This window comes from Micromonospora sp. WMMB235 (genome assembly GCF_001855515.1).
GTDB classification, from domain to species: domain Bacteria; phylum Actinomycetota; class Actinomycetes; order Mycobacteriales; family Micromonosporaceae; genus Micromonospora; species Micromonospora aurantiaca.
The window spans coordinates 5,271,889-5,295,346 of record NZ_MDRX01000001.1; the positions used below are offsets into that span (position 1 = coordinate 5,271,889).

At 72.1% G+C, this 23,458-nt stretch carries 19 protein-coding genes; 8 read left to right on the top strand and 11 right to left on the bottom strand.

Annotated elements, in window-relative coordinates; genetic code table 11:
- Positions 1-216: 216 nt before the first annotated feature.
- The 5 genes from BFV98_RS23385 to BFV98_RS23405 form a co-directional block, all read right to left on the bottom strand.
- A complete protein-coding gene (locus tag BFV98_RS23385) occupies positions 217-1,245 on the bottom strand; it encodes an ABC transporter ATP-binding protein (RefSeq protein WP_071097810.1) in 1,029 nt (342 codons plus the stop codon).
- Positions 1,229-2,266, bottom strand: a complete 1,038-nt coding sequence (locus BFV98_RS23390; RefSeq protein WP_013288504.1) for an ABC transporter ATP-binding protein — start codon at positions 2,264-2,266, stop codon at positions 1,229-1,231. Before BFV98_RS23390 ends, BFV98_RS23385 begins: the two co-directional genes overlap by 17 nt.
- A gap of 7 nt (positions 2,267-2,273) precedes the next feature.
- Positions 2,274-3,230, bottom strand: coding sequence for an ABC transporter permease (locus tag BFV98_RS23395; protein ID WP_071097812.1), 957 nt, complete (start codon positions 3,228-3,230; stop codon positions 2,274-2,276).
- Between the two features lie 18 nt (positions 3,231-3,248).
- A complete protein-coding gene (locus BFV98_RS23400) occupies positions 3,249-4,187 on the bottom strand; it encodes an ABC transporter permease (RefSeq protein ID WP_013473620.1) in 939 nt (312 codons plus the stop codon).
- 89 nt (positions 4,188-4,276) lie between these two features.
- Positions 4,277-5,875 (bottom strand): ABC transporter substrate-binding protein, encoded by a 1,599-nt coding sequence (locus BFV98_RS23405; RefSeq protein ID WP_013288501.1) that lies wholly within the window; start codon positions 5,873-5,875, stop codon positions 4,277-4,279.
- A gap of 390 nt (positions 5,876-6,265) precedes the next feature.
- On the opposite strand from BFV98_RS23405, the gene BFV98_RS23410 reads away from it, so the two are divergent.
- Positions 6,266-7,129 (top strand): bifunctional methylenetetrahydrofolate dehydrogenase/methenyltetrahydrofolate cyclohydrolase, encoded by an 864-nt coding sequence (locus BFV98_RS23410; RefSeq protein WP_013288500.1) that lies wholly within the window; start codon positions 6,266-6,268, stop codon positions 7,127-7,129.
- A 98-nt stretch (positions 7,130-7,227) separates the two neighbouring features.
- On the top strand, positions 7,228-8,178 hold the full coding sequence (mdh, locus tag BFV98_RS23415) for a malate dehydrogenase (RefSeq protein WP_013288499.1): 951 nt from the start codon (positions 7,228-7,230) through the stop codon (positions 8,176-8,178).
- Between the two features lie 124 nt (positions 8,179-8,302).
- Here the strand turns inward: mdh and BFV98_RS23420 are convergent, their stop codons facing one another.
- Positions 8,303-9,100, bottom strand: coding sequence for an MBL fold metallo-hydrolase (locus BFV98_RS23420; protein ID WP_013288498.1), 798 nt, complete (start codon positions 9,098-9,100; stop codon positions 8,303-8,305).
- 139 nt (positions 9,101-9,239) lie between these two features.
- On the opposite strand from BFV98_RS23420, the gene BFV98_RS23425 reads away from it, so the two are divergent.
- Positions 9,240-10,457, top strand: coding sequence for an NADP-dependent isocitrate dehydrogenase (locus tag BFV98_RS23425; protein WP_013288497.1), 1,218 nt, complete (start codon positions 9,240-9,242; stop codon positions 10,455-10,457).
- 312 nt (positions 10,458-10,769) lie between these two features.
- On the opposite strand, the gene galT is transcribed toward BFV98_RS23425, so the two are convergent.
- The 3 genes from galT to cysC form a co-directional block, all read right to left on the bottom strand.
- Entirely contained in the window at positions 10,770-11,843 is a 1,074-nt protein-coding gene (galT, locus tag BFV98_RS23430; RefSeq protein WP_030269437.1) for a galactose-1-phosphate uridylyltransferase, read from the bottom strand.
- Positions 11,840-12,628, bottom strand: coding sequence for a DeoR/GlpR family DNA-binding transcription regulator (locus BFV98_RS23435; protein WP_013288495.1), 789 nt, complete (start codon positions 12,626-12,628; stop codon positions 11,840-11,842). The genes galT and BFV98_RS23435 overlap by 4 nt, the downstream gene beginning before the upstream one ends.
- Positions 12,629-12,806: 178 nt before the next feature.
- Positions 12,807-14,336 carry an adenylyl-sulfate kinase gene (gene cysC, locus BFV98_RS23440; protein ID WP_030269439.1) on the bottom strand — a complete coding sequence of 510 codons (1,530 nt, stop codon included), beginning with the start codon at positions 14,334-14,336 and terminating at the stop codon, positions 12,807-12,809.
- Between the two features lie 370 nt (positions 14,337-14,706).
- Here cysC and BFV98_RS23445 point away from each other — a divergent pair, with 370 nt between their 5' ends.
- The 5 genes from BFV98_RS23445 (at position 14,707) to BFV98_RS23465 (ending at position 18,741) form a co-directional block, all read left to right on the top strand.
- Complete coding sequence (locus tag BFV98_RS23445) at positions 14,707-15,621, top strand: ABC transporter ATP-binding protein (protein ID WP_013288493.1); 915 nt, start codon at positions 14,707-14,709, stop codon at positions 15,619-15,621.
- On the top strand, positions 15,614-16,492 hold the full coding sequence (locus BFV98_RS23450) for an ABC transporter permease (protein WP_013288492.1): 879 nt from the start codon (positions 15,614-15,616) through the stop codon (positions 16,490-16,492). Before BFV98_RS23445 ends, BFV98_RS23450 begins: the two co-directional genes overlap by 8 nt.
- The gene (locus tag BFV98_RS23455; RefSeq protein WP_013288491.1) at positions 16,489-17,448 is read left to right on the top strand and encodes an ABC transporter ATP-binding protein; all 960 of its coding nucleotides are present in this window, start codon (positions 16,489-16,491) and stop codon (positions 17,446-17,448) included. The genes BFV98_RS23450 and BFV98_RS23455 overlap by 4 nt, the downstream gene beginning before the upstream one ends.
- On the top strand, positions 17,448-18,158 hold the full coding sequence (locus BFV98_RS23460) for an ABC transporter permease subunit (protein WP_013288490.1): 711 nt from the start codon (positions 17,448-17,450) through the stop codon (positions 18,156-18,158). Before BFV98_RS23455 ends, BFV98_RS23460 begins: the two co-directional genes overlap by 1 nt.
- 157 nt (positions 18,159-18,315) lie before the next feature.
- A complete protein-coding gene (locus BFV98_RS23465; RefSeq protein ID WP_030269441.1) occupies positions 18,316-18,741 on the top strand; it encodes a hypothetical protein in 426 nt (141 codons plus the stop codon).
- A gap of 118 nt (positions 18,742-18,859) precedes the next feature.
- On the opposite strand, the gene valS is transcribed toward BFV98_RS23465, so the two are convergent.
- Both valS and BFV98_RS23475 read right to left on the bottom strand, forming a co-directional pair.
- Positions 18,860-21,424 (bottom strand): valine--tRNA ligase, encoded by a 2,565-nt coding sequence (gene valS, locus BFV98_RS23470; protein ID WP_071097813.1) that lies wholly within the window; start codon positions 21,422-21,424, stop codon positions 18,860-18,862.
- Positions 21,425-21,575: 151 nt separating this feature from the next.
- Entirely contained in the window at positions 21,576-23,408 is a 1,833-nt protein-coding gene (locus BFV98_RS23475) for an ABC transporter ATP-binding protein (protein ID WP_255368361.1), read from the bottom strand.
- Positions 23,409-23,458: the final 50 nt, after the last annotated feature.

The following is a 23,458-nucleotide window of genomic DNA, read 5'->3' on the forward strand; positions in this document are numbered from 1 at the left end:
ACCGAACCCGCAGCCCGCACCCGGGACGCGCGCTCGCGCCGCACCGGACACCGCCGCGTCGACCCGGCGGTCTCCGCCGCGAGCTGCCGTCCACCGGTACGGCGGCGCGCCTCACGCCGCCGGGCCGCCTCGGGTTCGTCCCGGGTCCGCCTTCCGCACGCGTGCCCGCATCGGAGGCCCCGCCCCCTCTTCCTCCGGGGGACGGGGCCTTCGTCGTCACGCCTCGGTGCGTACCTCGGCGAAGTGGCAGGCGCTGGGGTGCGGGTCCGCCGCGCGCGGTACCGCCTGCGGGTCCTGCGTCGCGCAGACCTCCTCGGCCTTCCAACAGCGGGTCCGGAAGTGGCAGCCGGACGGCGGCTCGGCCGGGCTCGGCACGTCGCCGGTGAGCCGGATGATGGTCCGCCGGTCGCGGGCCTCCGGGTCGGGCACCGTCACCGCCGACAGCAGCGCCTGGGTGTACGGGTGGGTCGCGCGCTGGTAGATCTGCTCCTCGGTGCCGATCTCCACGATCCGGCCCAGGTACATCACCGCCACCCGGTCGGAGATGTGCCGGACCACCGACAGGTCGTGGGCGATGAAGATGTACGACAGCCCCAGCTCGTCCTGGAGCTGCTCCAGCAGGTTGATCACCTGGGCCTGGATGGAGACGTCCAGGGCCGACACCGGCTCGTCGCAGACGATGATCTCGGGCCGCAGCGCGAGCGCCCGGGCGATGCCGATGCGCTGCCGCTGACCGCCGGAGAACTGGTGCGGGTAGCGGTTGACGTGCTCCGGGTTGAGCCCGACCACGTCCAGCAGCTCCTGCACCCGCTGCCGCCGGCTGCGCTTCGGTGCCGCCTCCGGGTGGATCTCGAACGGCTCGCCGATGATGTCGCCGACAGTCATGCGCGGGTTCAGCGAGGTGTACGGGTCCTGCATCACCATCTGCATGTTCCGCCGCAGCCGGCGCAGGTCCGCCCCTGCCGCCCGGAGCAGGTCGCGCCCCTCCAGCGTGACCCGCCCGGCGGTCGGCGTCTCCAGGCGCATGAGCAGCCGGGCCAGCGTGGACTTGCCGCACCCGGACTCGCCGACCACGCCGAGCGTCTCACCGCGCCGCAGCTCGAACGAGACGCCGTCGACCGCCTTGACCTGGCCGATGGTCTTCTTGAACAGCACGCCCTGGCTGATCGGGAAGTGCTTGACCAACTGGTCGACGGCGAGGATCGTCTCGCCGCGCACCTTGGCGGGTTCAGCCGTCGCGGTCATCGTGCACCTCCTGGGCGAAGTGGCACGCGCTGGTCCGCCCGTCGCCGAGCACCAGGTCGTGCGGCACCTCGTCCACACAGACCGGCTGGACGTACGGGCACCGGGGGTGGAACGGGCAGCCGGACGGGATCGCCATCAGGTTCGGCGGCAGCCCGCGGATGCTGGACAGCGCCTGGCCGCGCACGTCCAGGCGCGGGATCGACTCCAGCAACCCCTTCGTGTACGGGTGGGCCGGCGCCCGGTACAGCGCATGCACGTCGGCGTGCTCGACGATGCGGCCCGCGTACATGACCGCGATCCGGTCGGCGACGCCGGCGACCACGCCCAGGTCGTGGGTGATCAGGACGAGCGCCATGCCGAGATCCCGGCGCAGGTCGGCCAGGAGGTCCATGATCTGCGCCTGCACCGTGACGTCCAGCGCGGTGGTCGGCTCGTCGGCGATCAGCACCTTCGGGTCCAGCGCCAGCGCCATCGCGATCATGACGCGTTGCCGCATGCCGCCGGAGAACTGGTGCGGGTAGTCGCCGAGCCGCTTCGCCGCGGCCGGGATCCGGACCAGGTCCATCAGTTCGACGGTGCGCCTGCGCGCGTCGGCCCGCGACATCCCGGCCCGCTCGCGCAGCGACTCGCCGATCTGCCAGCCGACCGGGAAGACCGGGTTCAACGCCGACAACGCGTCCTGGAAGATCATCGCGATCTCGGCGCCGCGGATCTGCCGGCGCTCCTCCTCCGGGCGGGTGAGCAGGTCCCGCCCCTGGTAGAGGATCTGCCCGGCGCGCACGTACGCGGGCGGGGTGTCCAGGATGCCCATGATCGCCTGGGCGGTGACGGACTTGCCGGAGCCGGACTCGCCCAGCACCGCGAGCGTCTCACCGGCGTCCAGGTGGTACGTCACCCCGTTGATCACCCGGGCCACGCCCTCGCGGGTGCGGAACTCGACGTGCAGGTCCCGTACCTCCAGCAGGTGCCCGCCGGGCGGCGTGGGTGAGGCCGGCGTGGGCCGGACCGCGTTCTGCGTCATGAGGAAGTCACCGCAGCTTCGGGTCGAAGGCGTCGCGGATCGCGTCGCCGAGCATGATGAAGGCGAGCACGGTCAGGGCCAGGAACGTCGACGGCACGATCAGCGGTGTCGCCGACTCGCGCATGTGCACCCGGCCGGCGTCGATGTCGATGCCCCAGGAGATGGTCGGCGCCTTCAGGCCGATGCCGAGGAAGCTCAGCGTCGCCTCGGCCGCGATGAACGACCCGAGCGCGATGGTGAGCACCACGATGGCCGGGGCGAGCGCGTTCGGCAGGATGTGCCGCCACATGATCCGGCCGTTGCCGGCCCCGAGCATCCGGGCTGCGGCCACGTAGTCCTGCTCCCGGGCGGTGATCACCGAGGAGCGGACCACCCGGGCCGCCGTGGTCCACCCGAGCAGCGCCAGGACGAGGATCACCGCGAACAGCCGTACCGTGTCGCCGCTGGTGCTGACGCGCTTGAGCAGCACGATCGCGGCCAGCAGCAGCGGGATGCCGAGCACGATGTCGATCACCCGGGACAGCACCGCGTCGACCCACCCGCCGAAGTAGCCGGCGAGCATGCCGACGACGAGCGCGATCACGCCGGTGATCAGCGCGGAGAACGCGCCCACGAGCAGCGAGGCGCGGGCGCCGTAGACCGCGCGGGCGAACGTGTCGCAGCCCTGGAAGTCGTACCCGAAGATCGCCCCGCCGGACGGCCCGGCGTGCTGCCGGGACAGCACGCAGTCGCGCGGGTCGTTGGCGGCGAACAGCCCGGGTGCCACGGCCATCGCGGCGACCAGCACCACCAGGAGCAGGCTGATCCAGAAGACCGGGTTGCGGCGCAGGTCCCGCCAGGCGTCACCGGCCAGGCTGCGGGCCCGGTCCGGCCGCCCTGCACGCCCGGGCGTGCCCGGTTCGCCTGACACGCCGCGCCGCGCGGCCTGGTTCTCGGTAGCCGCCACCGTCTCGAAGTCGCTCACTGCGGCACCTCGCTGCGCTCACTCATAGCGGATCCTCGGGTCGAGGACGGCGTAGAGCACGTCCACCACCAGGTTGGACAGCAGGTAGACCACGACGAGCACGCTGACGATGCCGACGACAAGCGGGCCGTCCTCGGTGCGGATGCCGCGGAACAGGTTGAAGCCGACGCCCGGGACGTTGAACACGCCCTCGGTGATGATCGCGCCGCCCATCAGGTTGCCCAGCTCGACGCCGAGGAAGGTGACCACCGGGATGAGCGAGTTGCGCAGCACGTGCACGCCGACGATGCGGCGCCGCCGCAGGCCCTTGGACCGGGCGGTGCGGACGTAGTCGGCGCGCAGGTTCTCGGTCACCGAGGTACGGGTCAGCCGCAGCGCGGTGGCCAGCGACAACGAGCCGAGCACGATGCCGGGCAGCAGCAACGCGTAGAAGGAGGGTTGCGCTCCGGCGGTGGGCGGGAAGATCGGCCAGCGTACGCCGAGGAAGTACTGCGCCAGCGGGGCCAGCACGATGGTGGGGATGCCGAGCACCAGCAGCGTGAGCACGAGCGTGGCGTGGTCGAACACGCCGGAGCGGCGGATCGCCGCGATCACGCCGGCGGTGACCCCGAAGATCACCGTCACGGCCATCGCGATCACGGCGAGCTTCAGGGTGACCGGCCAGGCGGCGGCGAGGATGTCGCTGATCTGCCGCCCGGTCAGCGACTGCCCGAGGTCGCCCTGGACCAGGCCGCCCAGGTAGTCGAAGTAGCGGTAGAAGAAGCCGCCGACACCCGTCGCGTCCAGGTGGTACTTCTCGGTCAGGTAGGCCCGCTGCGCGGCGGTGACCGGCCGCTCCCCGGCGAGGGCCTGGATCGGGTCGCCCTGCCCGGCGAACATCAACGCGTAGACGATCAGCGTGGTCCCGAAGAAGGCGAGGACCATCTGGAGCAGTCGCCGCAGGATGAAGCGGAGCATGCTGGCAAGTCTGCCGAAACCAGGCTAAATACGTGCCAATGCGAGGGCCGGGCCACCCGGTGGGGGTGGCCCGGCCCGTCAGCGGGGTGTCAGGCGCGTTCGATCTTCAGCAGATCCACCCGGTCGAAGAGGTCCACGTGGACGTTCTTGACCTTGGTCGAGTGGCCGAAGTTGTTCTGCCCGTACCGCAGCGGGATCACCGGCATGTCCTGCGCGAGCAGGTCCTCCGCCGCCTGGTACTTCTTGATCGCCTCGTCCTCGGTCGCCGCGCGGGCGCCCTCCGCGAGCAGCTTGTCGAACTCCGGGTTGCTGTAGCCGTAGTAGTTCGACGAGCCGGTGGTGCTGTACAGCGGGCCGAGGTAGTTCTCCATGGACGGGTAGTCCATGACCCAGCCCATCCGGAACAGGCCGACCGGCTGCTTCTGCTTGAGCTTGGTCAGCAGGTCCGCGAACTTCGGCTCGGCGGTGCCCACGCACTCCACACCCAGGTTGGCCTTGAGCTGGTTGCACGTGGCGTCGATCCAGTCCTTGTGGCCGCCGTCGCCGTTGTAGGACAGCTCGATCTTCTTCGGGCCGCCCGCGGCCTCGTACATGGCCTTGGCCTTGACCGGGTCGAACGCGCCCGCCGTGCCGATGGTGTTCTCCCGGTAACCGGCGACCACCGGCGAGACGAACGAGCGAGCCGGCTGCTGCGAGTCCTTGAAGATCGACTTGGTGATCTCGTCCCGGTCGATCGCCATCGAGATCGCCTTGCGCACCTCGGGCTTGCTGAACTCCTCCTGGAACGTCGGGAAGGCCAGCACCTGCAGCGACGAGGCCGGGCTCTGCTGGAAGCGGTCGCCCAGGTCGGTCGAGGCGGTCGACAGGTTCTCGGTCGGGATCGTCTTGATCACGTCGAGGTTGTCCGACAGCACGTCCGCGTACGCCGCGGTCGGCTGCTGGTAGATGCGGAACTCGACGCCGCCGACCTTGGGCTGCTGGCCCGGGAACGCGTCGTAGCGCTCCACCTCGACCTTGGCGTCGTGCTGCCAGCTGCCCTTCATCTTGAACGGGCCCTGGCCGATCGGCGCCTGCTCGTAGCCCTCGGCGAGCACGCCCGGGGCGGAGAAGGCCGCCTTGGGCAGCGGGTAGAAGGCGGTGTAGCCGAGCATGGACTTGAAGTCCACGTACGGCTGGCTGAGCGTCACGGTGAAGGTCAGGTCGTCGACCTTCTTCAGGCCGCTCATCGTCGTCGCCTTCGGGCTCTCGCCCTGGAGGTCGTCGTAGCCGGCCACCTTCTCGAAGAAGTAGCTGGAGTTCTGGCCGTTCGGCGCGTACGCGCCGTAGTTCCAGGCGTCGATGTAGTTGTCGGCGGTGACCTTCTCGCCGTTGTGGAACGTGTAGCCGGGCTTCAGCTTGACCGTCCAGACCTTGTTGTCGGACGTCGTCACCGAGTCGGCCGCCACCTCGTGCGGCTTGTTCGCCTCGTCGTAGTCGACGAGCGGGCTGAACAGGGCCGACAGGACCTGGGAGCCGCTCGTCTCGTTGGTGTTTGTGGGCACGAGGTGCTGCGGCTCGGCGATCTCGATCCGCACGGCCGCATCGGAGTCGCCGGCACCGCCGCCGCCACCGCCCGAGCCGCAGGCCGTCAGGCCGAGCGTCACCGCGAGCGGGAGCGCGGCCCAGGCCGCGAGCCTACGAACACGCATGGAGTCTCCTCATCTCCTCACGCTGCGCGGTCGTCCCGGCGCTGGGTGACTCTGCGCAACGAGCGGTAACGGTAGGTCGCCATCCGGCCCGTCGACAACTAGTGCGTGGTCAACTGATGACGGATCGTGTTCGGCGGGCCTTGCCGCTGCTGTCCGCGCGTGCTAAACACCGCCCCTACCTGGCCTTTTGTTCGCCCCTGGTGGTCCGTTCGAGGTCGGTCAAGCGCGTCTGCGACGTCCGGCCCGCCTGTCCGGTCCCTGCCCGTCCGGGCGTGTCAGGGCCGCCGTGTCACGGTGACTGGTCACTCTCCGTGAGTTAGGGCACGTTGCGCAGCGTGATCGTCGGCCGTCGTCGTCCGGGCCCGCCCGCAGCCGTGAGACGATCACGACGTGACGGCGACGATCCTGGACGGCAAGGCCACCGCGGCGGAGATCAAGGACGAGCTACGGGCCCGGGTGAAGGCGCTCGCGGAACGCGGCATCACCCCCGGCCTCGGCACCGTGCTGGTCGGGGAGGACCCCGGCTCCCAGGCGTACGTCAACGGCAAGCACCGTGACTGCGCCGAGGTCGGCATCGCCTCGCTGCGGGTCGCACTGCCGGCCGACGCCAGCCAGGAGCAGCTCGACGCGGCGCTGGCCGAGCTGAACGCCGACCCGGCCTGCCACGGCTACATCGTCCAGCTCCCGCTCCCCGGGCACCTCGACACCCAGCGCGCGCTGGAGTCGATCGACCCGGACAAGGACGCCGACGGGCTGCACCCGGTCAACCTGGGCCGGCTCGTCCTCGGGTACGACGCGCCGCTGCCCTGCACCCCGCGCGGCATCGTGGAGCTGCTGCGCCGGCACGACGTGCCGCTGCGCGGCGCGAACGTGGCTGTCGTCGGCCGGGGCAACACGGTCGGCCGCCCGCTGGGCCTGCTGCTGACCCGGCGCAGCGAGAACGCCACAGTGACGCTCTGCCACACCGGCACGCTCGACCTGGCCGCGCACACCCGCGCAGCCGACGTCGTCATCGTCGCCGCGGGCGTGCCCGGGCTGCTCACCGCCGACATGATCAACCCGGGCGCGACGGTGGTGGACGTCGGCATCACCCGGGTCATCGGCGAGGACGGCAAGGGCCGCTACACCGGCGACGTCGACCCGGAGGTGGCCGAGGTCGCCGGCAAGCTGGTGCCGATGCCCGGCGGCGTCGGCCCGATGACCCGGGCGATGCTGCTGACGAACGTGGTCGAACGGGCCGAGCGGACCGCCTGACACCCACCCAGGTCATAACCGTCCGCCCCTGACCCGATCGGTGCCAGGATGGCTGATACGGTCCGGAAAACCGACTGGTATCAGGGAGTGGGACGACCATGGGTAAGAAGGTCACTGTCGTCGGCGCCGGCTTCTACGGCTCGACCACCGCACAGCGCCTGGCCGAGTACGACGTCTTCGACACCGTCGTGATCACCGACATCGTGGAGGGCAAGCCGGCGGGTCTCGCGCTCGACCTCAACCAGTCCCGCGCGGTCGAGGGCTTCGAGACCAAGGTCGTCGGCGTCACCACCGGCCCGAACGGCGAGGGCTACGAGGCCATCGAGGGCTCGGACGTCGTCGTCATCACCGCCGGCCTGCCGCGCAAGCCGGGCATGAGCCGGATGGACCTGCTGGAGACCAACGCCAAGATCGTCCGGCAGGTCGCCGAGAACGTCGCCAAGTACGCCCCGAACGCCGTCGTCATCGTGGTGTCCAACCCGCTCGACGAGATGACCGCGCTGGCCCAGCTCGCCACCCAGTTCCCCAAGAACCGGGTGCTCGGCCAGGCCGGCATGCTGGACACCGCCCGCTTCACCAACTTCGTCGCCGAGGCGCTGAGCGTACCGGTGAAGTCGGTACGGACCCTGACGCTCGGCTCGCACGGCGACACGATGGTCCCGGTGCCGTCCAAGAGCACCGTGAACGGCAAGCCGCTGCGTGACGTCATGCCGGCCGAGCAGATCGAGGAGCTGGTCGTCAAGACCCGCAACGGTGGCGCCGAGGTCGTCGCGCTGCTCAAGACCGGTTCCGCGTACTACGCCCCGTCCGCCGCCGCGGCCCGGATGGCGAAGGCAGTGGCCGAGGACTCCGGCGCCGTCATGCCGGTCTGCGCCTGGGTCGACGGCGAGTACGGCATCTCCGGCGTCTACCTGGGCGTCGAGGCCGAGATCGGCGCCGAGGGCGTGAAGCGGGTCGTCGAGACCGACCTGGACGCCGACGAGCTGGCCGCGCTGAAGGAGGCCGCCGAGGCCGTCCGCGCCAAGCAGGGCGACGTCGCCAGCATGTGACGCCCGTCCCACAGCGTCGAAGGCCCGCCGGCTCCGCCGGCGGGCCTTCTGCCGTCCCACCCGCGGTTCTCCCCGTCGATCATGAAGTTGACGGCGTAGTCGATCTCCAATTCCGCCGTCAACTTCATGATCGACGGGGTGGGGGGTGGGTGGTGAAGGGGGCGGTCAGGTGGGGAGTGGCCAGGACGGTGGGGGAGAGGGACGTGAGCAGGTGCTGCCGGGAGTGGCGGGCCGTGGGCTGGTCCTCCTCGTGGGCGTACGCCAGCTCCGGGTCGACCAACTGGATCGCGTGCACGAGCAGGTCGCCGGTGATCAGGAGGCGCTCGTCGTCCGCCTCGACCAGCACCGACTGGTGACCCGGCGTGTGGCCGGGCGTGTGCAGCAGTCGTACCCCCGGGGTGAGGGGGGTCTCGCCGTCGACCACCCGCAGCCGGCCGGCGGCGCGCAACGGCGTCAGCAGCCGGGCCGGCAGTTCCGGGTGGAACAGCTCCAGCGCGTCCACCTCGGCGCGCTGGATCAGGTGGTCCGCGTTCGGGAACAGCGCGCCGGCCCAGCCCACGTGATCGGTGTGCAGATGGGTGAGGACCACGGTGCGCACGTCGGCCGGGTCGATCCCGGCGGCGGCCAGCTCAGCCGGCAGTCGGCCCGGCACCGGCGCCCAGCTCGCGGCGAGGGAGTCGGCCGGGCCGATGCCGGCGTCGACAAGCGTGACCGGCCCGTCGCCGGCCCGCACCGCGAACGCGCGGAACCGCAGCCACCACCGGCCGTCGTCGGTGACAGCGCCCGGATCGAGCCGGTCGGCCGCCTGCCAGTGCGCTTCCGTGGCGTCGGGAAACGCCTCGCCGCGGGGCTGGAAGAAGGGCCCCTCGCCGTCGGAGAGCGCGGTGACCGTGATAGACCCGAGGGTGCGGCTGCGCGGCATCGGACGATGATGCCAGCGGGCCGAGGCGCGGCGCAGCCCGCTTTTCCGGCGGTCCACCCGGGCCGCCTGGGGACTGCCGGTCAGTTTCCAGTACGCTCGTACTGCTTGAGCACGTGTCCCCCGAGAGGAGCGCCGGCCGATGGCGAAGATCAAGGTAAACAACCCGGTCGTGGAGATCGACGGCGACGAGATGACCCGGATCATCTGGAAGCAGATCCGGGAGCAGCTGATCCTGCCCTACCTCGACGTCGACCTGCACTACTACGACCTGTCGATCCAGCACCGTGACGCCACCGACGACCAGGTCACGGTCGACGCCGCCAACGCCATCAAGGAGCACGGCGTCGGCGTCAAGTGCGCCACCATCACCCCGGACGAGGCCCGGGTGGAGGAGTTCGGCCTGAAGAAGATGTGGCGGTCGCCGAACGGCACCATCCGCAACATCCTCGGCGGCGTGGTCTTCCGCGAGCCGATCATCATGTCGAACGTGCCGCGGCTCGTCCCGGGCTGGACCAAGCCGATCATCATCGGCCGGCACGCGCACGGCGACCAGTACAAGGCCACCGACTTCGTCGTCCCCGGCCCCGGCACTGTGACCATCACCTACACCCCGGCCGACGGCGGCACGCCGATGGAGATGGAGGTCGCCAACTTCCCCGGCGGCGGCATCGCCATGGGCATGTACAACTACGACGAGTCGATCCGGGACTTCGCCCGCGCCTCGTTCCGGTACGGCCTGGACCGCGGCTACCCGGTCTACATGTCGACCAAGAACACCATCCTCAAGGCGTACGACGGCCGGTTCAAGGACATCTTCGCCGAGGTGTTCGAGAACGAGTTCAAGGCCGAGTTCGAGGCCGCCGGCCTCACCTACGAGCACCGGCTGATCGACGACATGGTCGCCGCCGCGCTCAAGTGGGAGGGCGGATACGTCTGGGCCTGCAAGAACTACGACGGTGACGTGCAGTCCGACACCGTCGCGCAGGGCTTCGGCTCGCTCGGCCTGATGACCTCGGTGCTGCTGTCCCCGGACGGCCGCACCGTCGAGGCCGAGGCCGCCCACGGCACCGTCACGCGGCACTACCGGCAGTACCAGAAGGGCGAGAAGACCTCGACCAACCCGATCGCCTCGATCTACGCCTGGACCCGGGGCCTGGCCCACCGGGGCAAGCTGGACGGCACCCCGGCGGTCACCGAGTTCGCCGACACGCTGGAGAAGGTCATCGTGGACACCGTCGAGGGTGGCCAGATGACCAAGGACCTCGCGCTGCTCATCTCGCGGGACGCCCCGTGGCTGACCACCGACGAGTTCATGAACGCGCTCGACGAGAACCTGGCGCGCAAGCTCGCCGCCTGACGTGCAAGGAAGGGCCCCTTCTTAACGCCTCGCGTTGTAGAAGGGGCCCTTCTTAACACCTCAGGCTCGCCGGGGCGGCGTGACCTCGTTCGGTGCGCCCTCGTTGCACAGGGTGGACGAGATGCCAGTCGCGTCCATGAAGGTGGGCCGCGGCCGCGCGCCGGCCGGCCGACCTTCGAGGCTGCTGAGCGCAGCCAGCCGTCCCTTCCCTGCGGGGGGTCCTGTCCCGGGCCCCCCGCGCCCATGCTCGGACCGCGGCTGTTAAGAAGGGGCCCTTCCTCTACCGCAGGCGTTAATAAGGGGCCCTTCCTTTCATGCGGCGCGGAGCAGTTCGGCGGCGCGTTCCGGGGCGATGTCGTTGATGAACACGCCCATGCCGGACTCCGACCCGGCGAGGTACTTCAGCTTGTCCTTGGCCCGCCGGATGCTGAACAGCTGAAGGTGCAGGTGGCCCAGCTCCCTGTCGATCCGCACCGGCGCCTGGTGCCAGGCCGCGATGTACGGCATCGGCAGGTCGAACAGCCCGTCGAAGCGGCGCAGCAGGTCCAGGTAGAGCGGCCCGAAGGCGTCCCGCTCGGCGTCGTTCAGCGCCGGGATGTCCGGCACCGGCCGGTGCGGTGCCACGTGCACCTCGAACGGCCAGCGCGCCGCCGCCGGGACGTACGCGGTCCAGTGCTCGTTGCTCGTCACCACCCGGTCCCCGGAGGCGCGTTCGGTGGCCAGCACGTCGGCGTAGAGGTTGCCCCCGGTGCGGTCGGCGTACCGCCGGGCGGCGGCCAGCATCGTCCGGGTGCGCGGCGTGACGAACGGGTACGCGTAGATCTGCCCGTGCGGGTGGTGCAGGGTCACCCCGATCTCCACGCCCCGGTTCTCGAACGGGAAGACCTGCTCGACGCCGGGTAGCGCGCTCAGTGCGGTGGTGCGGTCGGCGAGCGCGTCCAGCACCGTCCGCACCCGGCGCGGGGAGAGGCGGGCGAAGGAGGCGTTGTGGTCGTCGGTGAAGCAGACCACCTCGCACTTTCCACGTCCGGGGCGTACCGGGGTGAACGGCGTGATCTCGGCCGGCTCGTCGGCCACCCGCTGGCTCAGCGATGGGAACCGGTTCTCGAAGACCACCACGTCGTAGTCGGGCGCGGGGATCTCACTGTGCCGCTCACCGCGGGACGGGCACAGCGGGCACTGGTCGGCCGGGGGCAGGAACGTGCGGGTCTGCCGGTGCACCGCCACCGCCACCCACTCGTCGGTCAGCGGGTCGTACCGCAGCTGCGAGGCGGGCGGGGGAGGGGGCAGGTCCCGCCGGTCCGGCTGGTCGCGGACCGCGTCGTCCCGCTCGTCGAAGTAGATCAGCTCGCGGCCGTCGGCCAGCGCGATCTGCGTACGCTTCACTCCGCCCCCCTCGTCGTGGGCACCGTCACCAGCTCACCCACCCTGTCGTCGAGTACCCGTCGGGCCTCGGGTGCCAACCGGTCGTCGGTGACCAGCACGTCCGCCGCCTCCAGCGGCACGATCGACGAGATGCCGACGGTGCCCCACTTGGTGTGGTCGGCGAGCACCACGAGCCGGTCCGCCGCTGCCACGAGCGCCCGGTTCGTGTCCGCCTCCATCAGATTGGGGGTGGTGAAACCGGCCCGTTCGCTGATCCCGTGCACGCCCAGGAAGAGCAGGTCCAGGTGGAGCGCGGCGATCGCGGCCACGGCGAGCGGGCCGACGAGCGCGTCCGACGGTGTGCGTACGCCGCCGGTGAGCACCACGGTCTGGTCCGGCCGGCCGCCGACGTGCAGGGCCTCCGCCACCGGCAGCGAGTTGGTGACCACTGTGAGGCCGGGCACGTCCACCAGCCGCCGGGCCAGCTCGGCGGTGGTGGTGCCGGCGGAGAGCGCGATCGCGGCGCCGGGCCGGACCAGCCCTGCGGCATGCTCGGCGATGGCGGCCTTCTCCGCCGACTGGCGGACGGACTTGGCGTGGAAGCCGGGCTCGTCGGTCGAGCCCGGACCGGCCGGCGTCGCGCCCCCGTGCACCTTGGCGAGCAGGCCCTGCTCGTGCAGCGTGTCCAGGTCGCGCCGGATGGTCATGTCGGAGACGCCGAACTCGGCCGCCAGCTCGGTGACCCGGACGCCGCCGGCGCGGCGCAGTCGTTCCAGGATGGCCGTCTGCCGCTGCCGCGCCAGCATCCCCGGCTCACCTCCGCGCCTCACCGACCCACGCGGGCGCTCCACGCGGTCGAACGTGTTCCAACAAAGACGAACACTACCGCGCAACGAGGGGTGATGCGAGACCGCCGCCGTCCGGAAGCCGGACGACGGCGGTCGAGGGTGCTGGAGTGCCGGGACTCGGCCGGCGGTCAGGCGGTCACGCGGGCTGGAGGCGGGGCTCCACCCAGCCGGTCTCGGTCAGGTGCTCCATCACCTTCCCGATGGCCTCCTCGACGCTCAGATCCGAGGTGTCCACCACCAGGTCGGCGTCGGTGGGCTCCTCGTACGGGTCGTCGATGCCGGTCATCCCGGTGATCAGGCCGGCCCGGGCGCGGGCGTACAGGCCCTTGCGGTCGCGCTGCTCACACACCGCCAGCGGCGTCGCCACGTGGACCAGCAGGAAGCCCGCCCCGGCCGTCTCCGCCATCTCCCGGGCGGTGGCGCGGGCCGCCGCGTACGGCGCGATCGGGCAGCAGATGCCGACGCCCCGGTGCCGGGCGATCTCGGCGGCCACCCAGCCGATCCGGCGTACGTTGAGATCCCGGTCGGCCTTGCTGAACCCCAGCCCGGCGGAGAGTTCCCGCCGCACCACGTCGCCGTCGAGCAGCGTGATGGTGCGGTCGCCCTGCTCGCGGAGCACGTCGGCCAGCCCTCGGGCGATCGTCGACTTGCCCGAGCCGGACAGGCCGGTCAGGAAGATCACCAGCCCTCGGTGCCGCCGCGGCGGGCGTGCCCGGGCCAGTTCCTTCGCCACCGCCGGCGGGGTGTGCCACTCGGGCAGCGGGAAGCCCCGGTCCAGCAGGTCGTCGATCTCGCGCGCGCTCAGCGCCAGCCGCCGGTTGCGCGGCGGGATGTCCTCGCGCCAGCGCCACTGCCCGTCCCGGTTGTCGTAGGCCAGCTCGCGGGGGACCAGCACGCGCAGACCGGCGCCGGAGAGCATGCCCTCGGTGGAGAGCAGGTGGGTCACGCCGTACGCGGCGGCGACCCGGGCCCGCAGCAGCGCGTCGCTGATCTCGTCGCGCCGCCGGGCCAGCGGCACCGCCACCAGCGTCGCCGGGGGCATCCGGTCGCGGGCGGCGAACACGCTGCGCACCAGCGACTCGGCCGGCAGGCCGCCGATCGACTCCTCGCCCACCGGGATCATCACCAGCAGGTGCGCGCCGAGCGTACGGGCCGCGTGCGCGATCTGCGCCAGCTGCGGCCGGTGCAGGGGACGGTCGGCGAACACGCCGAGCACCCGGCCCGGCGGCAGCAGCCCGCGTACCTCGTCGGGGCCGCGCCGCAGCCGCTGGAACGGCCCGTGGCCGCCGTCGCCCAGGCGGCGCACCGTGCCGCCGACACCCACCATGCCCTCGCGGCCCGGCCAGACGTCGGTCACGTCCATCGCCGCCACCGGCGCGCCCTCGCCGTCGGTGAGCACCACCGCCCGGCGGGCCGGGTCGGCCGGGTCCAGCCCGTCGGCGAGCGCCGCCGGCACCTGGAGTGTCACCGGCACCGGCCACGGCGTGCCGTCGGCCAGCCGGCCGCGCCGGTTCAGCGAGGCCAGGTCGGCCCGGCTCATGAAACCGGTGAGCGGTGCGTACGCCCCGCTCAGCAACAACTGGAGATCGGCCAGCTCAGCGGGTCTGGGCGCGTACGACGGCGCATCCCGCAGAACGTCCTCGGGCAGCAGCCACCCGTTGCTCATCGAACCCCCAACTCACCGGCCGGCACACAGTTTCGCAGCCCACCGGCGATCGGTCGAGAGCGCCACCCGGCCTCCCGGTGATCGCCTGTTCCGGCGACCGTGCCGAGGACGAGTCGGGGTCACCGAATCCTTACCGGCGGGCCGCGGCCGGTCGATCGTGCGAACGGCTGCCTGCGCGCGCCGACCGGCCGAGCGCGCGGTCCCGTATCCGCCGGACCGCTCGGCGGAGACGGGACCGGAGCCGGCGCGAGTCCTCCACCCGAGGCGCGCCGCCGTTCCCGCCACCTAAGGGCCGCGGAGGCCGAGGATCAGGGGATCGCAGGGGTCAGGAGAGGCTCTGGCGAGGCACCGGAGTTCTACGCTGAACGGCGTGACACTGCTCGCGACCGAGTCGCTGACCAAGACGTACGGAGGCCGGGTCACCGCGTTGGCCGACCTCACCGTGTCGGTCGAGCCGGGGATCATCGGGCTGGTGGGCGCGAACGGCGCCGGCAAGTCCACTCTGATCAAGATCCTGCTGGGTCTGCTCCCGCCGACCAGCGGCCGGGTGCAGGTGCTCGGCCTCGACCCCACCACCGACCCCGCCGCGGTCCGCGCCCGGGTCGGCTACATGCCCGAGCACGACGCCCTCCCGCCCGACCTGTCCGCCGCCGAGCTGGTCACCCATCTGGGCCGGATCAGCGGGCTGCCGCGCACAGTCGCCCGCGAGCGGGCCTCCGAGGCGCTGCGCCACGTCGGTCTGCACGAGGAGCGGCACCGGGCCGTCGGTGGCTACTCCACCGGCATGAAGCAGCGGGTCAAGCTCGCCCAGGCGCTCGTGCACGATCCCGACCTGCTGCTGCTCGACGAGCCGACCAACGGCCTCGACCCGGCCGGCCGGGACGCCATGCTCGCGCTGATCCACCGGATCGGCACCGAGTTCGGCATCTCGGTGGTGGTCTGCTCGCACCTGCTCGGCGAGGTGGAGCGGATCTGCGACACGCTCGTCGCCATCGACGGCGGCCGGCTGCTGCGCGCGGACCGGGTGTCCGCCATGACCACCGCCACCGACGTGCTCGCGGTCGAGGTGAGCGAGGGCACGGAGGAACTGGCCGCCCGGCTCACCGCGCTCGACCTGCCGGTGACCCGCGACGGGCGGCTGCTGCTCGTCCCGCTCGCCGACGACGCCACCTACGACCAGATCCTCGGCGCGGTCGCCGAGCTGGACCTGCCGCTGCACCGGCTGGACCAGCGGCGGCACCGGGTGGCCGAACTCTTCGCCGCGAGGGAGCCCAGCCATGTCTGACGCGACCGGGGTCATCCACGACATCGGCTACCAGCGCTACACCGGTCCGCGGCTCGGCCGCCGGCAGGTCTTCGGCGCGCTCTACCTGCACGGCGTGCGTACCGTCTTCGGGCTGGGCCGCAGCGCCAAGGCCAAGATCTTCCCGTGGCTGGTCGTCTCCGTGGTCACAGTGGTGGCCGCCGGCGTCACCGCGGTGCGCAGCCAGATCGGCGAGGTGGTGATGACGTACGCCCAGTTCGCCGACGCGATGAGCTGGCTGGTCATCTTCTTCGCCGCGGTGGCCGCGCCCGAGCTGGTCTCCCGCGACCTGCGCAGCGGCGTGCTGCCGCTGTACTTCTCCCGGCCGCTGCCGCGCGGCGACTACGCCCTGTCCAAGCTGCTGGCGCTGGTGACCGCGCTGTGGCTGCTGCTCGGCGGCCCGCAGCTGGTGATGTTCCTCGGTGCCGCGTTCACCACGAACCGGGGCGTACGCGGGGTGTGGGACGAGCTGCTCGACCTGCTGCCCGGGCTGCTCTACGCCGGGCTGTGGGCGGTGGTGTTCGCCTCGATCGCCCTGCTCGTCGCCTCGCTCACCGGCAAGCGCGCGTTCGCCGCCGGCGGCATCGTGGCGGTCTTCCTGATGACCACGCCGGTCGTGGGCGTGCTGTCCATCCTGCCCTCGCGGACGATCAACGAGCTGGCCTTCGTGGCTTCTCCGCCGACGCTCGTCGGCGGCGTGGGCAACTGGGCGCTCGGCGACCGGCTGACCCAGGGACGGGGCGGCATGCCGATCGGCGACTTCGGGCCGGTCTACGCCGTGGCCGCCGTGCTGCTGGTCGCCGCCTGCGTCAGCCTGCTGCTCCTGCGATACCGGAAGGTGGCCGCCCGATGACGGCGATCAGCACCCAGTCGACGGCCGGCGCGCCCGCCGCCGCGACGAGCACGCTCGACCTGGCGGGCGTCTCCCGCTGGTACGGCAACGTGGTGGCGGTCAACGACGTCACCATGCGGCTCGGCCCCGGCGTGACCGGCCTGCTCGGCCCCAACGGCGCCGGGAAGACCACGCTGCTGCACATGATGGCGGGCTTCCTGTCCCCGTCGCGCGGCACCGTGACGCTGGACGGGGAGCCGACCTGGCGCAACCCCGCCGTCTACCGGCGGCTCGGCCTGGTCAGCGAGCGCGAGGCGGTGCACACGTTCCTCAGCGCGTACGAGTTCGTGCTCGCCAGCGCCAAGCTGCACCGGCTGCCCGATCCGGAGGCCGCCACCCGGCGGGCGATCGAGCTGGTCGAGATGGAGGACGCGCAGACCCGCCGGATCGGCACCTACTCCAAGGGCATGCGGCAGCGCACCCGGGTCGCCGCCGCGCTCGTGCACGACCCGCAGGTGCTGCTGCTCGACGAGCCGTTCAACGGGATGGACCCGCGCCAGCGGCTGCACATGATGGCGCTGCTGCACCGGCTCGGCGACGCGGGGCGGACCATCCTGTTCAGCTCGCACATCCTGGAGGAGGTCGAGCAGGTCTCCGGCACGGTCCAGGTGATGGTGGCCGGCCGGCTCGCCGCCTCCGGCGACTACCGGACCATCCGCCGCCTGATGACCAACCGGCCGCACGTGTTCGGGGTGCGTTCCACCGACGACCGGGCGCTGGCGGTGGCGCTGATGGCCGAGGCGTCGGTCTCCGGCGTCGAGCTGGACCGAACCGGCCTGACGGTCAAGGCCGGCGACTACGGCGCGTTCACCCGGGCACTGCCCCGGATCGCGCTCCGGCACGGCATCCGGGTCCGGCAGCTCCTGCCGGAGGACGAGTCGCTGGAGAGCGTCTTCTCGTATCTGGTGGAGGCATGATGTCGACAGTCACCTGGATCACCGCGCGCGGCCTGTTCGGCCGGAGCCGGTTCCTCATGCTGCTGCCGTTGCCGCTGGTCCTGATCGGCCTGGCGGTGCTCTGCCGGTCGCTCGGCGTCGACCCGGGCCAGTGGGGACCGCCGGTGCTCGTCGGCCTCGGCCTCGCGGTGGTGCTGCCGGTGGTGGCGCTGATCGTGGGCACCGGCGTGCTCGGCGCGGAGATCGACGACGGCACCGTCGTGCACATCCTCACCAAGCCGCTGCCGCGCTGGCAGATCGTGCTGCCGAAGCTGGCGGTCGCGGCCGGCGTCACAGCGGTCACCGTCGGCGTCCCGATCTACGTCGCGGGCGTGCTCGCCGATTCGGTACGCCTCGGACTCGCACTGGTCGCCGCCTCGGCGGCGGGCGCGCTGGCGTACTCGGCGCTGTTCCTCGCGCTGAGCCTGGTGACCCGGCGGCCGGTGCTGCTCGGCCTGGTCTACGTGCTGATCTGGGAAGGGCTGCTGGGCCGGTTCGTCGGCGGCACCCGGGTGCTGTCGATCCAGCAGTGGGTGATCGCCCTGGCCGACCGGATGGCGCCGACGCCGCTGCTCGGCACCACCGTCTCGGTGCCGGTCGCGGCGGTGCTCACCGCCCTGGTGGCGGTCGGGTTCACAGTGCTGGCGATCGACCGCCTGCGCTCGTTCAGCGTGGCCGGCGAGACGAGCTGAACCCCGGGGCGGAACCCGTTTTCCGGCACGAGCGCCGGAAAACGGGTTCTGCCCTGCCGTGTCCGGTCTGTTAGTTTGCGGCGGCTACGCACACCGACACGGGGAGAACACCTTGCGTTCAGCTCGCCTCGCCCTGCTGGCTCCGGCCGCGGTCGCGATGATCGTCATGTCCGGCTGCGATGACGACAAGCCCTCGGCCGGGCCGGCGGCGCCCTCCGCCCCCGCCGCCACCTCCGTGCCGCCGGTGACCCCGGCGCCGGTGGGCCTCGACGAGGCCACCCGGAAGACCTGCGCGACGGCGGAGAAGGACATCACGGCCGCCCTGAAGGAGGTGGCCGAGGCGGAGAAGATCGGCCCGCCAGCCGGCCACTCGGCGGTCAGCGCCCAGTACTCGGCGGGCGCGGCCACGCTCTACACGCACGCCTTCACCAGCAGCGACGAGGTGAACGCCGCGGTGAAGGGGGTCGCCACCGCCATGACCGACCTCGCCGACACCTGGGCCAAGGCGCCGGGCAAGGCGCCGAGCAAGGCGGATCTGACCACCGCCCGGGACAAGCTCAAGGCGGCCTGCGCGGCCGAGTGAGGCATGCACCGCCGAGGGGCCGGCCCGGTCGGCCCTCCGGGGTGTTAAGAAGGGCCCCTTCTACAACGCCAGGCGTTAAGAAGGGGCCCTTCCTTACATCCGGCCGCCGTGCGGCGGTTCAGAACGCGCAGGCGATGACCAGTTCCGTGGTGCGGTCCGGCAGCAGGTCCAGCTTCGCGATCCGGCCCGCCGCGCGCAGGTCGTCGGCGACGGCGCCGAGCTGGTCGAGCACCGCCGCCGGTCCGAGCGCCTCGGCCAGCGGCACGTCCGCCTTCATCGACAGCTTCCGCTCCGACTTGGCGCGGCGCACCTGACCCAGCGCGTCAGCGGCCAGCCGCAGCAACTCCGGGTCACCCGGCGCCTCCATGGCGCGGCCCACCTCGTACGTGGTCGGCCACGGTGAGCGGTGCACCGACCCGTACCGCCACCACGACCAGACCTCCTCGGTCACGAACGGCAGCACCGGCGCGAACAGGCGCAACTGCACCGACAGCGCGGTCGCCAGCGCCGCCCGGGCCGAGTCGGCGGCCGGCCCGGTGCCGTAGGCGCGCTCCTTCACCAGCTCGATGTAGTCGTCGCAGAACCGCCAGAAGAACGCCTCGGTGGCCATCAGGGCGGCCGTGTGGTCGTACCCGTCGAAGGCGGTGGTCGCGGTCGCGACCACGCCGGACAGTTCGGCGAGCATCGCGGTGTCCAGCGGTTGGGTCGCCGCGGCCCGCAGCGCGTCGGCGGCGCCCAGCCCGAGCGCGAACCGCGACGCGTTGAGCAGCTTGGTGGCCAGCCGGCGCCCCACCTTGACCTGGGCCGGGTCGAAGGCGAGGTCCATGCCCGGCTTGCCGTTGGCGGCCCAGTAGCGGACCGCGTCGGACCCGTTGCGCTCCAGCAGCGCCATCGGCGTGACCACGTTGCCCTTGGACTTCGACATCTTCTTGCGGTCCGGGTCGAGGATCCAGCCGGAGAGCACCGCTGTGTGCCACGGCAGCGCGCCGTGTTCCAGGTGGGACCGGGCCACAGTGGCGAACAGCCAGGTCCGGATGATGTCGTGCCCCTGCGGGCGCAGGTCCATCGGGAAGACCCGGGCGAACAGGTCCGGGTCGGTCTCCCAGCCGCCGACGATCTGCGGGGTCAGCGACGAGGTGGCCCAGGTGTCCAGCACGTCCGGGTCGCCTGTGAAACCGCCTGGCTCACCGCGCTGCGACTCCTCGTATCCGGGCGGCGGCTCGCTCGTCGGATCGATCGGGAGCATCGCCTCGTCCGGTGTGAGAGGGTGGGACCAGTCCGGCTCGCCAGCGTCGTCGAGCCGGTACCACACCGGCACCGGCACGCCGAAGAACCGCTGCCGGCTGACCAGCCAGTCACCGGTGAGTCCGCCCACCCAGTGCTCGTACCGGTGCCGCATGTGCTCCGGCACCCAGCGCAGTTCCCGCCCCCGGGCCAGCAGCTCCTCGCGCAGGCCGGCGTCCCGGCCGCCGTTGCGCAGATACCACTGCCGGGTCGAGACGATCTCCAGCGGCCGGTCGCCGCGCTCGTAGAACTTCACCGGGTGGGTGATCGGCCGCGGCTCGCCGACCAGGTCGCCCGCATCGGCGAGCAGCTCCACGAGCGTCCGCCGGGCGCCGTTCACCGTCTGCCCGGCCAGTGCCGCGTAGGGCTCCGCCGGCACGCCGGCCGGCGGCTCCGGCAGCAGGCGCCCGTCCCGGCCGATCACCACGCGGGTGTCCAGCCGCAGTTCCCGCCACCAGGTCACGTCGGTCAGGTCACCGAACGTGCAGACCATCGCGATGCCCGTGCCCTTGGCCGGGTCCGCCAGCGGGTGCGCGCGCACCGGCACCTCGACCCCGAACACAGGGGTACGCGCAGCGGCGCCGACCAGGTCCGCGTACCGCTCGTCGTCGGGGTGGCAGACGAGCGCCACGCAGGCCGGCAGCAGCTCCGGCCGGGTGGTGTCGATCAGCACCTCGCGGCCGTCCGGCCCGGTGAACCGCAGCCGGTGGTACGCGCCGGGCCGCTCCCGGTCCTCCAGTTCCGCCTGCGCGACGGCGGTGCCGTACCCGACGTCCCACAGAGTCGGCGCCTCGGCCTGGTACGCCTCGCCCCGCGCCAGGTTGCGCAGGAACGCGCGCTGGCTCGCCGCGCGGGCCGCCGACCCGATCGTGGTGTACGTCAGCGACCAGTCCACCGACAGCCCGAGCCGCCGCCACAGCGCCTCGAACGCCTTCTCGTCCTCCACAGTGAGCAGCTCGCACAGCTCGATGAAGTTGCGCCGGGAGATCGCTGTCGGGTTCTTCCGGGCCGCGTCGTCCACCGGTGCGGCCGGCGGGCGCCAGTCCTTGTCGTACGGCAACGACGGGTCGGGACGCACGCCGTACACGTTCTGCACCCGGCGTTCGGTGGGCAGCCCGTTGTCGTCCCAGCCCATCGGGTAGAAGACGGTGCGTCCGCGCATCCGCTGGAACCGGGCCACCGTGTCGGTGTGGGTGTACGAGAAGACGTGACCCATGTGCAGCTCGCCCGACACGGTCGGCGGGGGAGTGTCGATCGCGTATACGTCCGACCGCTCCTTCGTGCGGTCGAACGCGTACGTGCCGTCCTCCTGCCAGCGGCGGGCCCAGGTCTCCTCGAGGCCGTCCAGGCTCGGACGCTCGGGGACGCCGCCGCGGGCGCTCCTCGTCGTGTCGGTCATCAGCCGATGGTAGGCAGTCGCCCCGCCGCACTCCACGACTTTCCCCACCCCGCGCGTCCTCGTCGATCTTGCACTTGCCGCCCCGGCACAAGCCACTGATCGGGCATCTCGCGGGCCGCAAGTGCAAGATCGACGGGGACCTGGGCGAGGGCTAGAGGAGGGAGTCGCGCCACTGGCGGTGCAGGGCGGCGTAGGGGCCGTCGGCGGCGATCAGCTCGGCCGGCGGGCCGTCCTCCACGATCCGGCCGTCGTCGAGCACCAGCACCCGGTCCGCTGTCTCCACCGTGGAGAGCCGGTGGGCGATCACCAGGGCGGTACGGTCGCGCAGCACGCTGTGCAGGGCCCGCTGCACCAGCCGCTCGGTCGGCACGTCGAGCGACGAGGTCGCCTCGTCGAGGATCAGCACCCGGGGATCGGCGAGGAACGCCCGGGCGAACGCGACGAGCTGCCGCTGCCCGGCGGAGAGCCGACCGCCGCGCCGGTGCACGTCGGTGGCGTACCCGTCCGGCAGCGCGGCGATGAAGTCGTGCGCGCCGATCGCCCGGGCGGCCGCGACCACCGCCTCGTCGTCGGCGTCGGGGCGGCCGAACCTGATGTTGTCGGCCACGGAACCGCTGAACAGGTGCGTCTCCTGGGTCACCAGCACCACCGCCCGGCGCAGCTCGGCGTCTGCGAGGTCGCGCAGGTCCACCCCGTCCAGCCCGATCACGCCCGCGTCGGGGTCGTGGAAGCGGGCCACCAGCTTCGCGACAGTGGACTTCCCGGCGCCGGTCGGCCCGATCAACGCCACTGTCTGCCCGGGCGGCACGGTCAGGTCCAGGCCGGACAGGATCGGCGCCCGGCGGCGGTAGCCGAAGTCGACGGCGCGGAAGGTGACGGCCCCGCGCGGCGGTCCGGCCGGCAGCGGCACCGGCCGCGCCGGTTCGGCCACCGCCGGGCGCTCGTCCAGCACGCCGGCCAGCTTCTCCAGCGCGGCGGTCGCCGACTGGAGCGAGTTGTAGAACTGGCTCAGCTCCTCCATCGGCTCGAAGAACCGGCGCAGGTAGAGCAGGAACGCGGCGAGCACGCCCACCTCCACGCCGCCGCCCAGCACCCGCCAGCCGCCGTACCCGAGCACCACCGCAGCGGTCAGGTTGCCGATCAGCCGGATGCCCGGCGAGTAGATCGCGATCAGCCGGAACGCGCGCAGGCTGGAGCGCCGGTAGTCGTCGTTCACAGTGGCGAAGATGCGGTCGTTGCGGTCCTCCCGCCGGTACGCCTGGACGGCCCGGATGCCGCGCAGCGACTCGACGAAGTGCACGATGACCAGCGCCACCGCCTCCCGGGTGCGCCGGTACGCCCCGGCCGAGGCGCGGGCGAACCAGCGTGACAGCACGAACAGGAACGGGAAGGCGAGCAGCGTCACCGCCGCCAGTGGCAGGTCCAGCCAGAGCAGGATGCCCGCCACCGACAGCACGGAGAGCCCGGCCATCACCAGCTTGTCGATGCCGCCGTCGACCAGCTCGGCGATCGACTCCAGGTCGCTGGTCAGCCGGGACACCATCCGCCCGGACGTGTAGCGCTCATGGAACCCGACGTCGAGGCGGAGGAAGTGCCAGTACACCCGGCGGCGCAGGTCCAGCAGGACGGCCTGGCCGACCCGGGCGGCGAGGGTGAGGAATGCGCGCCGGGCCGCGTACTCGACAGCGGTGGCGACCACGAACGCGGCGGCGACAGCGATCAGCGGGCCGGGATCGCCGGCCCGCAGCGGCTCGATACCCCTGTCGATGCCGAGCATGACCAGGTACGGCCCGGACATCGCGGCGGCGTTCTGGGCCAGCAGCAACGCCACCGCCAGCCCGAGGGCCCGCCGGTGCGGGCGCAGCAGCCGGCGCAGCAGCAGCCGGCTGCGGGCACGCAGCCGGGTCACCGCCTCCGGGGACGAGTCCTCGGCCCGGCTGCGGTCGGCGTCCGGATCGGTGGCCCGCCCTCGCCAGCGGGACAGGTCTTCACCGTCGCCGTGGCGCGCGCCGGTCGTCCCGTTACCGTTCGGCG